The organism is Sphingobium sp., assembly GCF_003248505.1.
In the GTDB taxonomy this organism is placed as follows: domain Bacteria; phylum Pseudomonadota; class Alphaproteobacteria; order Sphingomonadales; family Sphingomonadaceae; genus Sphingobium.
Map to the genome: position 1 here is coordinate 107499 of NZ_QFOA01000001.1, position 13295 is coordinate 120793.

At 64.4% G+C, this 13295-nt stretch carries 10 protein-coding genes, 1 tRNA gene and 1 riboswitch; of the genes, 5 read left to right on the forward strand and 6 right to left on the reverse strand.

Features of this window, described 5'->3' with window-relative positions:
- The first annotated feature begins 33 nt into the window (after positions 1 to 33).
- Positions 34 to 143: riboswitch (TPP riboswitch) on the forward strand.
- Between the two features lie 48 nt (positions 144 to 191).
- From DI606_RS00430 to DI606_RS00440, 3 genes are all read left to right on the forward strand, one after another.
- On the forward strand, positions 192 to 599 hold the full coding sequence (locus DI606_RS00430; RefSeq protein WP_293978911.1) for a DUF2065 family protein: 408 nt from the start codon (positions 192 to 194) through the stop codon (positions 597 to 599).
- A gap of 12 nt (positions 600 to 611) precedes the next feature.
- Positions 612 to 2471 (forward strand): phosphomethylpyrimidine synthase ThiC, encoded by a 1860-nt coding sequence (thiC, locus tag DI606_RS00435; protein WP_293978913.1) that lies wholly within the window; start codon positions 612 to 614, stop codon positions 2469 to 2471.
- 191 nt (positions 2472 to 2662) lie between these two features.
- A complete protein-coding gene (locus tag DI606_RS00440; RefSeq protein ID WP_293978916.1) occupies positions 2663 to 3829 on the forward strand; it encodes a nucleotide sugar dehydrogenase in 1167 nt (388 codons plus the stop codon).
- Positions 3830 to 3836: 7 nt separating this feature from the next.
- On the opposite strand, the gene DI606_RS00445 is transcribed toward DI606_RS00440, so the two are convergent.
- A complete protein-coding gene (locus DI606_RS00445; protein WP_293978919.1) occupies positions 3837 to 4970 on the reverse strand; it encodes a glycosyltransferase in 1134 nt (377 codons plus the stop codon).
- A gap of 158 nt (positions 4971 to 5128) precedes the next feature.
- Here DI606_RS00445 and DI606_RS00450 point away from each other — a divergent pair, with 158 nt between their 5' ends.
- Complete coding sequence (locus DI606_RS00450) at positions 5129 to 5947, forward strand: class I mannose-6-phosphate isomerase (RefSeq protein ID WP_293979100.1); 819 nt, start codon at positions 5129 to 5131, stop codon at positions 5945 to 5947.
- Positions 5948 to 6055: 108 nt separating this feature from the next.
- Here the strand turns inward: DI606_RS00450 and paoC are convergent, their stop codons facing one another.
- From paoC to paoA, 3 genes are read right to left on the reverse strand one after another with little or no spacing between them, the layout of a single operon-like run.
- Positions 6056 to 8251: an aldehyde oxidoreductase molybdenum-binding subunit PaoC gene (gene paoC / locus DI606_RS00455; RefSeq protein WP_293978921.1), complete on the reverse strand. Its 2196-nt coding sequence runs from the start codon at positions 8249 to 8251 to the stop codon at positions 6056 to 6058.
- Complete coding sequence (locus DI606_RS00460; protein ID WP_293978923.1) at positions 8248 to 9204, reverse strand: xanthine dehydrogenase family protein subunit M; 957 nt, start codon at positions 9202 to 9204, stop codon at positions 8248 to 8250. Before DI606_RS00460 ends, paoC begins: the two co-directional genes overlap by 4 nt.
- Positions 9201 to 9842, reverse strand: a complete 642-nt coding sequence (gene paoA / locus DI606_RS00465) for an aldehyde dehydrogenase iron-sulfur subunit PaoA (protein ID WP_293978926.1) — start codon at positions 9840 to 9842, stop codon at positions 9201 to 9203. The genes DI606_RS00460 and paoA overlap by 4 nt, the downstream gene beginning before the upstream one ends.
- A gap of 321 nt (positions 9843 to 10163) precedes the next feature.
- Here paoA and DI606_RS00470 point away from each other — a divergent pair.
- Positions 10164 to 10238: transfer RNA gene (locus DI606_RS00470), tRNA-Gly, on the forward strand.
- Between the two features lie 473 nt (positions 10239 to 10711).
- Here DI606_RS00470 and DI606_RS00475 read toward each other — a convergent pair.
- A complete protein-coding gene (locus DI606_RS00475; RefSeq protein ID WP_293978929.1) occupies positions 10712 to 11626 on the reverse strand; it encodes an NADP-dependent oxidoreductase in 915 nt (304 codons plus the stop codon).
- A gap of 48 nt (positions 11627 to 11674) precedes the next feature.
- Positions 11675 to 12964, reverse strand: a complete 1290-nt coding sequence (locus DI606_RS00480) for an NAD(P)/FAD-dependent oxidoreductase (RefSeq protein WP_293978932.1) — start codon at positions 12962 to 12964, stop codon at positions 11675 to 11677.
- Positions 12965 to 13295: the final 331 nt, after the last annotated feature.

The window sequence follows — 13295 nt, forward strand, 5'->3', positions numbered from 1 at the left end:
TGGACCTTGTGCCGATTGCATCCTATCCTGTCCAGCATTCCCCGGGGGACCGTTCACAGACGGTTGAGAGGCGGCTGACGTGGCCGCGACCCGCTGAACCTGATCCGGTTGACACCGGCGGAGGGAGGGAGCGCCTGTCTCAACCGCAGTCCGCACCCGCTTTCCGCCCTGATGAAGGAGGAAAGAGTGCGATGGATACGATTTCCCTCCTGACCCTGCGTCTGGCCGAGGCGATGGGCCTTTATATGATCGTCATGGGGATCGGCGGTCTTGCCAACCCGCAGCGATGGCGAACGGTCATGGAGGACCTGCATCGCTCGCCCGCGCTGGTCGTCACGCTGGGATTTGCTATCTTCGCCGTGGGCGTGACGCTGGTCATGATCCACAGCCGCTGGACCGATCCGCTGGCAATCCTGGTCAGCACCATCGGCTATGTCGTCCTGATCGAAGGCGCGCTGCTGCTCGCGGTGCCCGGGCCTTTGATCCGTATCGGCAGCGGCTCCGTCGTCTTTACCCGCGCCTGGGCGGTCTTCTCGCTCCTGCTCGGTATTCTTCTGTTTCTTGCCGGCCTCACGGGCCGTGCCACCGCCCTTATCTGAAAGGTATCTGTCATGGCCGACGTTCCAGCCCGTACCGAAATGCGCGTCACCACCGGCTCCATCCGGGGATCGAAGAAAATCCATGTCGGCCCCCTGGGTGTCGCAATGCGCGAGATCACGCTGGAGCCGGGCAGCGGCGAGCCGCCGGTGCGCGTCTATGACACGTCCGGTCCCTATACCGATCCCGATGCCCGCATCGACATCATGGCGGGCCTGCCCGCGCTGCGCCGCGAATGGATCATGGCGCGCGGCGACGTCGAGGAATATGATGCACGTGCGCTCAAGCCCGAAGACAACGGCATGAAGGGGCCGGACCGGTCCGGCGGCGTCCAGCCCTTCCCCAACGTGGTCAAGCGGCCGTTGCGGGCCAAGGCGGGCATGAATGTCAGCCAGATGCACTACGCCCGCCGCGGCATTATCACCCCCGAGATGGAATATGTCGCCGTGCGCGAGAATCTGGGGCGCGAACGGCTCGCCGAATATGTGCGCGACGGGCAGGACTGGGGCGCGGAGATCCCGGATTATGTGACGCCCGAATTCGTGCGCGACGAAGTGGCGCGGGGGCGAGCGATCATCCCCAACAACATCAACCATCCCGAAAGCGAGCCGATGGCGATCGGCCGGAATTTCCTGGTCAAGATCAACGCCAATATCGGCAACAGCGCCGTCGCATCGGATGTCGCGAGCGAAGTCGACAAGCTGGTCTGGTCGATCCGCTGGGGCGCGGACACGGTCATGGACCTGTCGACGGGCCGCAACATCCACGACACGCGCGAGTGGATCCTGCGCAATTCGCCGGTGCCCATCGGCACCGTCCCCATTTATCAGGCGCTGGAAAAGGTCGGCGGCATCGCCGAGGAGCTGACCTGGGACATTTTCCGCGACACGCTGATCGAGCAGGCCGAACAGGGCGTGGATTATTTCACCATCCATGCAGGCGTCCGCCTCCCCTACATCCCCATGACGGCAAAGCGCGTGACCGGTATCGTGTCGCGCGGCGGGTCGATCATGGCGAAATGGTGCCTGGCGCACCACAAGGAGAGCTTCCTCTACGAGCGCTTCGACGAGATCACCGAGATCATGAAGGCGTATGACATCGCCTATTCGCTTGGCGACGGTCTGCGTCCCGGCTCCATCGCCGACGCCAACGACGAAGCGCAGTTCGCCGAGCTGTATACGCTGGGCGAACTCACCAAGCGCGCCTGGCAGCAGGACGTGCAGGTCATGATCGAAGGGCCGGGCCATGTGCCCATGCACAAGATCAAGCAGAATATGGAGAAGCAGCTGGAAGCGTGCGGCGAAGCGCCCTTCTACACATTGGGGCCGCTGACCACCGACATCGCGCCGGGATACGACCATATCACCAGCGGCATCGGCGCGGCGATGATCGGCTGGTACGGCACGGCGATGCTCTGCTATGTCACGCCCAAGGAGCATCTGGGTCTGCCCGACCGCGACGACGTGAAGGTCGGCGTCGTCACCTACAAGCTGGCCGCCCACGCGGCGGACCTTGCCAAGGGGCATCCGGCGGCCAAGGTGCGCGACGACGCCTTGTCCCGCGCCCGGTTCGAGTTCCGCTGGCGCGACCAGTTCAACCTGTCGCTCGATCCCGACACCGCCGAACAATATCATGATCAGACGTTGCCGGCGGAGGGCGCGAAGTCCGCGCATTTCTGTTCGATGTGCGGCCCCAAATTCTGTTCGATGAAGATCACGCAGGAAGTGCGCGACTTTGCCGCCAGGCAGAACCAGCCCGCCGACACCTTCATCGCAGCGGACGAGGCGGAGGCCGGGATGCAGCAGATGAGCGAGGTCTTCCGCGAGAAGGGCAGCGAACTCTACATGGGGGCGGGCGGACGCGAGCACGACTGACCGCGCCCGCCCATCACGTATATGTCATCGACCGGTGCGAAAGGCGGAACAAGGATATTGACCTGACCGCCTTCGCACCGGACAGTGTCGGTGTTTCAGAACGATCCACCCCATGAGAGGCGATGCCTCTGGATTTTCCATCCGGAGGCGGCTTTATCGGCGCGCGTCCTCTTTCGAGCGAGAAACCTGATATGAAGATTGCTGTTTTCGGCCTCGGTTATGTCGGGCTGTCCAACGCGGTGCTGCTCGCGCAGCATAACGAGGTCGTGGCGGTCGACATATCGGAGGACCGCGTCGCCAAGCTGAACGCCCGGCAATCGCCGATCAGCGACGCGGAGCTGGAGGATTTCCTCGCCAACCGGACGCTCGACCTGCGGGCGACGACCGACGCGCAGGAAGCGCTGGCGGGAGCCGATTTCGCTATCGTCGCGACCCCTACCAACTACGATGTCGATACCAACAAGTTCGATACCAGTTCCGTGCGCGCGGTGATCGCGACGGCCATCGCCGCCAGCCCCACCGTCACCGTGATCGTCAAGTCCACGATCCCCGTTGGCTTCATCGACGATGTGCGGGCGTCGATGAACACCGACCAGGTGATCTTCAGTCCCGAATTCCTGCGCGAAGGGCGCGCGCTCTACGACAATCTTCACCCCTCCCGCATCATCGTGGGCGAACGGTCGGAGCGGGCGCGGGTGTTTGCGGGCCTGCTGCTTCAGGGCGCGCAGAAGAAGGATACCCAAATCCTCTTCACCGATGCGCGGGAAGCCGAGGCGATCAAGCTGTTCGCCAACACCTATCTCGCGATGCGGGTCGCTTTCTTCAACGAACTCGACAGCTATGCCATCGCGGGTGGCATGGACACGCGCCAGATTATCGACGGCGTCAGCCTCGACCCCCGGATCGGCGCGCATTACAACAATCCCAGCTTCGGCTATGGCGGCTATTGCCTGCCCAAGGACACCAAGCAGTTGCTGGCCAATTACGCCCAGGTGCCGCAGAACCTGATCCACGCGATCGTGGAGGCGAACCGAACGCGCAAGGACTTCCTTGCCGACCAGATCATCGCGCGCAAGCCCGACACCGTGGGCGTATTCCGCCTGGTGATGAAGGCGGGGTCGGACAATTTCCGCCAGTCGTCGATCCAGGGCATCATGAAGCGGGTGAAGGCCAAGGGCATATCGGTCGTGATCTACGAACCGGCGATGCGCGAGGATGCTTTCTTCGGGTCTCCCGTGATCCGCGACCTCGATCAGTTTCTGGCGACGTCGGACGTCATCATCGCCAACCGCATGACGCCCGAACTGGAGGCGGCGGGCGACAAGGTCTTCACCCGCGATCTTTTCGGGTCCGACTGACGGCGGATCAGTTGCGGGACACCGCCGGGGTCCAGATTTGGTAGGTGCGCCCGCGCAGGGCATCGACAACCCCGAGCAGCGTCGCGACGATCGACAGCAGGATCTGGTAGAGGCTGCCGAGCAGCGGAACCCCCGCGCGGCCGAGCAGCAGCGCCAAGGCTGCAAGGCCGAACGCGGCAGCCGCAAGCCAGGGCTGCCCCGCTGCGACCAGGCCCGCAAGGCCCAGAATTACACCTGCGATCAAGGGCACGAGGCCGAACCAGCGCAGGAGCTTGTGCGAAACATATTTGTAGAGGTCGCCCGCCCCGTACGCCGCACGGATCGACGGCCAGAGATAGCGGTGGGTGTTGAAGGCGCGGCAGGCGATGCGCCGTTTGCGCCGAAATTCGTCACGACTTTCGGTCGCGTTCTTTTCATAGGCAACGACATCGGTGGCGTGGATGAGGCGTTGGCCCTTGAGCGTGACGGTCATCGACACGGTCATGTCGTCGAGCAGATGGGGCGGCACCGCAGGGTAGAGATGGCGGCGGGTGGCGAAGATCGATCCGTCCGCGCCCATGATCGATCCCACTGCCGACTCGCGCTGCTTGATCGCCTCCTCCAGCCGCCAGTAGAGGCCGCCGACCTTCGCCACCGCGCCCGCATCCTCGTTGATATAGCGCAGCGTCCCCGCGACGCCGCCGACTTCGGGGTCGGAGAAATAGCGCAGGAGAGGGGCGATGGCTTCGGGATCGAGCAGGACGTTGGCGTCGGTGAAGATCATGATCTCCCCCCTCGCCTGCTCCACCATGCGGCGCATGCCCGTGGCCTTGCCGGTGCGCTCTGTCGAAGGGACGACGCGCAGGAGGTCCGCCTGCGCCAGCAGCATGGGGAGCGTTTCGTCGGTGCTGCAATCGGAATAGGCGAGGAACTCGATGCCGGGGTGCCGATCCCTGATCGCGCGCAGATTGGCGATCTTGGCAGGAAGCGAGGCTTTCTCGTTGAAGGCGGAGAAGACGAGCGTGGCCGGGGGCAGGGGGGCTGCGGGATCGACGCGCACGGGCCGGAGCGCGAAGAAGCGCAACGAAAGCGGATAGATCATATAGGGATGCAGGAAGATCAGCACGCAGCCGCACGCCGCGAGCAGCAGGACAGCCGCCATGATCGATGAACCCTTCGCTTTGCCGGACGTTTCCGGCCCGTTCTGTCGCGTTTGCCGACGCGGGCGTCAAGCCTTGCATCGCGGCGCGGGGCAGGACATGGCGGATGCGGGCGCAGGGTGGCCCGGCGGGGCCGGGCGTAAGGAAGGACGAACAAGGCATGCGTGCGCAGTTACCGATACGACAGGTGGAAAAGCCCTGGGGGCGCGACGAACTGCCATCCCCCTTCAAGGCCCCGGCGGGCGAGCGCGTCGGCGAAATCTGGTTCGAGCCGCCTGCCGACCTGCCCGACCTGCTCGTCAAATATATCTTCACCAGCGAGAAGCTGTCGGTGCAGGTCCATCCCTCCGACACGCAGACGCAGGCCAAGGGGCTGGGCTCGCAGGGTAAGGAGGAATGCTGGCTGGTGATCGCCGCCGATGAGGGCGCGACCCTGGGCATCGGGTTCGACGAGCCGATCGGGGCCGACGCGATGCGGGCAGCGGCGGTGGACGGGTCGATCGAGCAGCGCATGACATGGCATCCGGTCGCGCCGGGCGATTTCTTCTACATTCCGGCGAACACGGTCCATGCCATCGGCGGCGGCATCGCATTGATCGAGGTGCAGCAGAACAGCGATATCACCTATCGGCTCTACGATTATGGCCGCCCGCGCGAACTGCATCTGGACGAGGGGATGGCGGTCGCGAAGGGAGAGCGATACGATACCGGTCGCTGGCAACGGACGGTAGGCGAACGGGACAGCGTCCAACTGGTCGACGGCCCCTATTTCCGGCTGGATCAGGTGAAGGGCGCCCCCTCGGACGAAGTCGCGGCGCGCTACCCCGGTTCGTTCCTGGTCATCCCGCGCGAAGGGGCGGTCGAGATTGGCGGGGAGCGGATTGCGGCGGGCGAATGCGGTCTGGCGAAACGGCTCGACGATGTGCGGTTCGGCGACGACAGCGTGGTGCTGATCGCGGCGGGGTGCGATGCGCGCTGAAAACCGGTCATCTGCCTGATACGACAGGAAAATGACCGGTTAAGGCGACAGCGATGTAGACAACCGAAACGATATAATTGCCATCGTTAGTTAGCTAACTAACGATGGCTAGGCCGTTTGCGCCTTCAGGATCTTGTCGATGGTCAGCGGATAATCGCGCAGGCGAATGCCGGTGGCGTTGTAGATGGCGTTCGCCACCGCCGCACCCGCACCGCAAATGCCGAGCTCGCCCACGCCCTTCGCCTTCATGGGCGAGCTCTTGTCGTCGAGTTCGTCGATGAAGAGCACGTCCTGTTCGGGGATGTCGGCATGAACCGGCACCAGATATTCGGCCATGTCGTGGTTGACGAAGAAGCCGAAGCGGGTGTCGACATCCAGCGACTCCATCAACGCTGCGCCCACGCCCATGGTCATTGCGCCGATCACCTGGCTGCGCGCCGATTTGGGATTGAGGATGCGCCCTGCGGCAAAGGCCCCTCCCATGCGCCGGACGCGCACTTCGCCCGTATCCATGTCGACGCCGACTTCGCAGAAATGCGCGCCGAAGGTCGCCTGCGCATAGCGTTTGTCGAGATCGCCATATTCCATCGCGTCCTCGGCCCACAGCCCCTCGCGCCCGGCGAGGGTAGCGAGCGTTTGCGACTGGTTGCCCTGACGGATGAGGCCATCCTCGAACTGTGCCTGATCGGGCGCGTAGCCCGCCTTTTGCGCAAGCTTGGCACGCAGCGCCATCGCGGCGGCATAGACGCCTGCGGTGGAGCTGTTCGCGCCCCACTGACCGCCCGATCCCGCTGCCGGCGGAAAGCGGCTGTCGCCCAGGCGCACGGTCACCTGCTCCAGCGGCACGCCGAGCATTTCGGCGGCGGTCTGGCCGATGATGGTGTAGCTGCCGGTGCCGATGTCGGTCATGTCGGTTTCGACCGTGACATGCCCCTTGGCATCGACGCCGATCCGCGCCGCCGATTTCATGACGAGATTGTTGCGGAAGGCGGATGCCATGCCCATGCCGACCCGCCAGCGCCCGTCCCGCACCTGACCGGGTTTGGGATTGCGCCTGGCCCAGCCGAACCGGTCCGCGCCCGCGCGCAGGCATTCGACCAGCTTGCGGCTGGAGAAGGGGCGTTGCGACCCTGCTTCGGGATCGAACTGCACATCGTTGCGGATGCGCAGTTCGACCGGATCGACGCCGCACGCTTCGGCCAGTTCGTCCATCGCGACTTCGAGCGCGAGCAAGCCGACCGCTTCGCCCGGCGCGCGCATCGCATTGCCTTCGGGGAGGTTGAGCGTCACCAACCGATGCGCGGTCATGCGATTGGCACCGCCATAGAGCAGCCGCGTCTGCATCGCCGCCGTTTCCGGCCCGCCGCCCGGCTGGTCGCCCGACCATACTTCATGCGCGATGGCGTCGATCACGCCGTCCTTGTTCGCACCCAGCCGGATGCGCTGGATGGTGGCGGGACGATGCGTGGTGTTGTTGGGAATCTGATGCCGGGCCAGTGCGACCTTGACCGGACGACCGACCTTGCGCGCGCCCAGCGCCGCCATCAGCGCATCGGCCCGAAGGAACAGCTTAGACCCGAAACCGCCGCCGATATAGGGCGAGACGAGGCGGACATTCTCCTTGGGGATGCCCAACGTCTTGGCGACTTCGCCCACGCCCCATGCGATCATCTGGTTCGATGTCCACAGCGTCAGCTTGTCGCCGTTCCACGCCGCCGTGGTGGCATGCGGCTCCATCATCGCGTGGCTCTGATCGGGGGTGGTGTAGGTCCGGTCGATCTTTACCGGCGCGGCGGCGAAGCCCGCGTCGAAATCGCCTGCCTTAGTATCCGGGTCGCCGCTCTTGGGCTTGACGCCCGTCCCCTGTTCCGCCGCGAGGTCGAACTTGCCGCCTTCGCCTGTATAGTCGATGCGCACCAGCTTGGCCGCGTCACGGGCGTTTTCGAACGTATCGGCGACGACCAGTGCGACCGCCTGATCATAATGGTCGATCTGCGGGCCGCCCAGCAGCGGGACGGTATTCATCTGGCCCTTGCCGAGCTTTCCGGCATTGGCGTGGGTGACGATGCCCAGAACGCCCGGCGCGCCTTCCGCCGCGCGGGTGTCGATAGACGCGATGCGCCCCTTGGCGATCGCCGAACCCACGATCCAGCCATAGGCCGCCTTGGGCGCGGCATCGTGCCGTTCGTAGGCATAGGGCGCGGTGCCCGTCACCTTTGCCGGACCGTCGAGGCGGTCATGCGCGATACCGATCACCCGGCCCCGGTCGAGGGGGTTCGGCCCTGCGGGCGTATCGAACTTCATGCCCTTGCCTCCTTGTTCCGGTAGACCGACGCGAGCGTCCGTTCGACCAGCACTTTCTTGAAATCATTATGGGACGTGGTGCGCGCACCGGCGAGCGCCGCTTCGGCGACGGCTGTTGCGCCCTTGCGCCCGGCCTCATCCGCCTCCGCGACGCGCCAGGGCTTGGCACCGATGCCGCCGAAGGCGAAGCGGGTCTTGCCGTCCTTGCCCCACACCGCCGCGACCGACACCAGTGCGAAAGCGTAGGAACTGCGGTCGCGCACCTTGCGGTAGACATGCGTGCCGCCGAGCGGCTTCGGCAGCGTCACCGCTGTGATGATCTCACCGGGTTTGAGCGCCGTCTCCTTTTCCGGCGTGTCGCCGGGCAGAAGGTGGAAATCGGCGATGGGGATCGCCCGTTGCGCGCCGGTGGCGTCCATCGTTTCGACATTGGCGTCGAGCAGCCGCATCGCGACCGCCATGTCGCTGGGATGCTGGGCGATGCAGGCGTCGCTGACTCCCATGATCGCCAGCGCCCGGCTGACCCCCTGGAGCGCGCCGCATCCGCTGCCGGGCTTGCGCTTGTTGCAGGGCATCCGCGTGTCGTAGAAATAGACGCAGCGCGTGCGTTGAAGCAGATTGCCCCCGGTCGTCGCCTTGTTGCGCAACTGCCCGGACGCGCCGGACACCAGTGCGCGGCTGAGCACCGCATAGTCGCGGCGCACGCGCGCGTCGGCGGCAAGATCGGTGTTGCGGACCAGCGCGCCGATGCGCAGGCCGCCTTCCGCCGTCTCCTCGATCCTGTCGAGGCCGAGATGATTGACGTCGATCAGGTGAGCGGGCGTTTCGATCTGGAGCTTCATGAGATCGAGCAGGTTCGTTCCGCCCGCGATGAAGCGCGCGCCCTGAACCGATCCCGCCGCGCGGGCGGCATCCTGCACGCTCGTCGCGCGCTCGTAGGTGAAGGGTCTCATGCCTTGGCCTCCCCGGCGACATCCTTCATCGCCGCGATGATGTTGGAATAGGCGGCGCAGCGGCAGATATTGCCGCTCATCCGTTCGCGCAGTTCGGCGTCGTCCATGGCGACCTTGTCGAGATCGGCGGTGGCGTGGCTGGGGATGCCCGCCTCGATCTCGTCCAGCACGGCGACCGCCGAGCAGATCTGGCCCGGCGTGCAATAGCCGCACTGGTAGCCGTCATGGACGATGAACGCCTTCTGCATCGGATGCAGGGCCTCGGGCGTGCCCAACCCCTCGATGGTCGTCACCTTATCGCCATCGTGCATCACCGCCAGCGTAAGGCAGCTGTTGATCCGCCGCCCTTCGACGATGACGGTGCACGCGCCACACTGGCCGTGGTCGCAGCCCTTCTTGGTGCCGGTCAGGTGCAGATGTTCGCGCAGCGCGTCCAGCAGGCTGGTGCGCGGGTCGATCTGCAAATGGACGTCGCGTCCGTTGACGGTCAATTCGACGGAATGCATCCGCGCTCCTTCCTGAGATGCGCCCGATGGCGCGGGTGTCGCCGCATGGGCGCAGGTTGCCAGCGGTGTCGCGGCGGCAACCGCCGCTCCGCCCGCCAACAGCCCGCGACGCGTCATCGAGTTGGATGACATGGAAAGCTCCTCCCTGTTTGCGTTCTCATTACGAAGCACGCGCGGATTCGATCCCGCTGCGGTTTCGGCCATGACGGTTTATCATCGCGGCGGTGCCGAACGAAACGCCGAATCAGGGGCTTGTTGCCTTCGCCCCAGGATGAGCCGGAGCGCGGCGATGAACGTCCGGCGGCATGCCATTGAACAACATGCTGATATTAATGGGATAATCGTCTTTTGGCGCAGATTTTCATTTTTCTGCAATTCAGCCCTTGCCCCCTAAGCCGACCGCTGCTAGTTCCCCGCCACCCGCCGAGAGGGAGTTTCCCTCCGGCCGCCAGAGCGGGCGTAGCTCAGGGGTAGAGCACAACCTTGCCAAGGTTGGGGTCGAGGGTTCGAATCCCTTCGCCCGCTCCAGTTTTCCTAAGGAAAACCAGTCATCTAGAATTTTGCTGATGCGTATAATATTATTACGCGCTCCCGTCGCCGGGGGCAAAGTAATGAGGACGTTATAGGCTGTCCGGGCGTCTTTGGGCATCTCCGGCGTGCAATCGGCGGGCCTTTCCAATCGCATCCGCCTAAAACGCCAACCGTCGCGATGCTTTTTCTCAGCGATCCGCCCGCCCGCGTTCGATAGCCCTTCGGAATGCTTCGCTTCGGCGTCGCATCGCTCCAAGCGTATGATCTCGTCGCGCGAAAGGTAGAATTCTGAGGGGATTTCCCGTGACGGATTGAAGGCCGCAAGAGAGGCTCCCGGCGCACCGTTTGCCGGGATCAACCTGCAATATGGCCTGACCTCGCATCGTGCGGAGCAGGTGAAGGCGCTGGAAACCGACGATGGCCCGACCGAACTGCGCGCCGCTGCGGCCCCGGCTATGGCGCCGGCATCTTCAGAGAAGAAGTATGTTCTTGCCGCGGACGTGGCCCGCTTCGACTTCCGCGATCGCCTCGGCTGCCTTCGCGATCGGGAAGGTTCGATGCAGGATCGGGCGGAGCAACCCTTGCTCTACCAGGCGGTCCGCGTTTTCCAGCGCCGCGCTTTCCGGCACCCCAAAGCTCATCGTTGCTCTGACGCCATGTGCCTGTGCCTGCCCTTGATCGGGGGGAGCAACCAGGGAGACCAGAATGCCCCCCGGCCTCATGAGGCCCCAGGATCGTGCCTGGGCTTCGGGACCGAATGCGTCGAGCACCACGTCGAAGTCGCCGATTTGTGTCTCGTACGAGGTGGTCCGATCGACGGCATGGTGGGCACCAAGGCTGCGCAATAAATCGAGATTGCTCGCAGAACCCAGCGCCGTCACTTCGGCTCCCAATGCGTGCGCGAGCTGGATGGCGACGGTTCCGACCCCTCCCGAGGCTGCGTGTATCAGCAGGCGCGTGTCGCGCCCGACGGCGCCCGCCTTGAACGCGGCGGTGGCTGTCAGCACCCCTACCGGCAGGGCGGCTGCTTCGCTGAAATCCAGTTTGTCGGGAATCTTGGCTATCGCGTTGCGGGCGATGACAGCGAATTCGGCGAACGCGCCGAGCGCTCCTGTCGAACCGTGGACGCGATCACCGGGCGCAAGGTCCGTAACGCCCTCACCCAGCGCGACGACGGTTCCCGCCAGTTCGCTGCCCAGCGTGGTCGGAAAGGCGAAGGCAAGCATGTCCTTCATATGACCTTCGCGTATTTTCCAGTCGACCGGGTTAACGCCCGCGGCGGATACCTTTACGAGGATTTCGCCCGGGCCAGGGACAGGAACGTCGCTTTCCTGGACGACGATACATTCCAGCCCACCAAATTTCGTTATCTGTACGGCTAGCATGAAATTCTCCTGTATGTTTCGTGGAATGTCATCGGAGGGCAAGCCCCGTCACGATAGCCGCGCCGTGGGCCGGACACGCCGGTTGATCGTGTCCACCAGCCACAGAAGCGTGCCACGGCCTACCCCATGCAAACGCGCCTGATAGCTGCGGTAGAGCATCGCATGCCCCAGTTGCGCAACCCTTCCCCTGAGAAACCCGCCTTCGAAGAAGCCGAAGCGCCCCAGAGTGCCAAAAGCGTCATAGCCGCCCAATGATACAAGTGCTCCAAAGTCACGATAACGCGCAGGCGGCACCGTTTTGCCGGCGATCAGCGCGGGCAGGTGGCGACAAAGATAGCGGGCGTGCTGGCTCGCGGCCTGCGCCGTGGTAGGGACCGGGCCTTCGAGGCCGGGGAGGCGGGGGCTGGCGCAGTCGCCGACGGCATAGATGTGGGGATCGCCGGGCGCGGCAAAGGATGGCCCGACGACGAGCTGGCCATTCCGGGTGCGTTCGAGATCGGTCAACCCACCGATCAACGGGGGCGCCTTTACGCCTGCTGCCCAAACCTTCAAATCGACCGGAAGATATTCATTCCCGTTGAGCTGAAAGCCCGTTTTCTCCACAGAAGAGACCCTCGTGTCGGTGCGCACGATCACGCCCAATTGCTCCAGCTTGATCCGGGACGCCGCCGCCAGGCGCTCCGGAAACGTGCCAAGCAGGCGAGGGCCGGCCTCGATCAGCACGACCTTGATGTGCTCGGAGGCGCGACTCATTCCGTATTTTTCGATTAATCCGGCGATCTGGATCAATTCGGCGGCGAGTTCGACACCCGTCGCGCCTCCGCCGACGATGCCTACCGTCAACGGCTTGCCGGCGAGTGTGCTTTGCACCAGACCTGCGCGCAGACGATCGTTGAACGCCATGGCGTCGGATCGCGAATCGATCCGCGCGGCATGCTCGGCGGCGCCCGGCGTACCGAAATCGTTGGCACGGCTTCCGACCGTCAGGACGAGCGTATCGTAGGCAATCGTCCGTTCGGGCACGATTTCCTCGCCGTCGACGCAGATGGCGCCAAGCTGCACTTGGCGGGCATGACGGTCGATCCCAAGAGCTTCTCCCAGTTCGTACCGAAACCCAAGCCTGGCCGCTTGGGCTGCATAAACGGTCTGCTGCGCGCTGGCTTCCGACGTGCCTGCGGCGATGGTGTGAAGCATCGGCTTCCAGACATACGCCGTTTCCCGATCGATGAGAGTGACTCTCAGGTGCCGGCCATGAGCGCGTTTGCCGGCTAGGCGCGTGGCGATGTCGAGGCCAGCGACGCCTCCACCTACGATCACCAGATTATGGTCTGCTTCCATCGGGATACCTCTATAGCCGTGATCGGTCTGGATCGTCCTAACGGGAACGGCGCATCGGCCGGGGCAGTTCCGCAGGCTGCCCGATCCACGACCGCGAGCGCGGCGGAAGAGTCGCGTTCCGACATACTCCGCCGCGCAGGGGCGGCTCTTGTGCTGGGCAAAGGTCAAGACCAACTCGCGCACGCTTTCGCGCCACGCATAATCTTGTCATAGTTCTTCAGCCTTAGACGCGCACCGATCGCCGGTCCGCAACGGACAAAGAAAGCCGCAAATGGCGAAAGCTTTCTGACGTTCGATCCGGCGACCGTTAAAAACCTAATCTGTTTCTGGC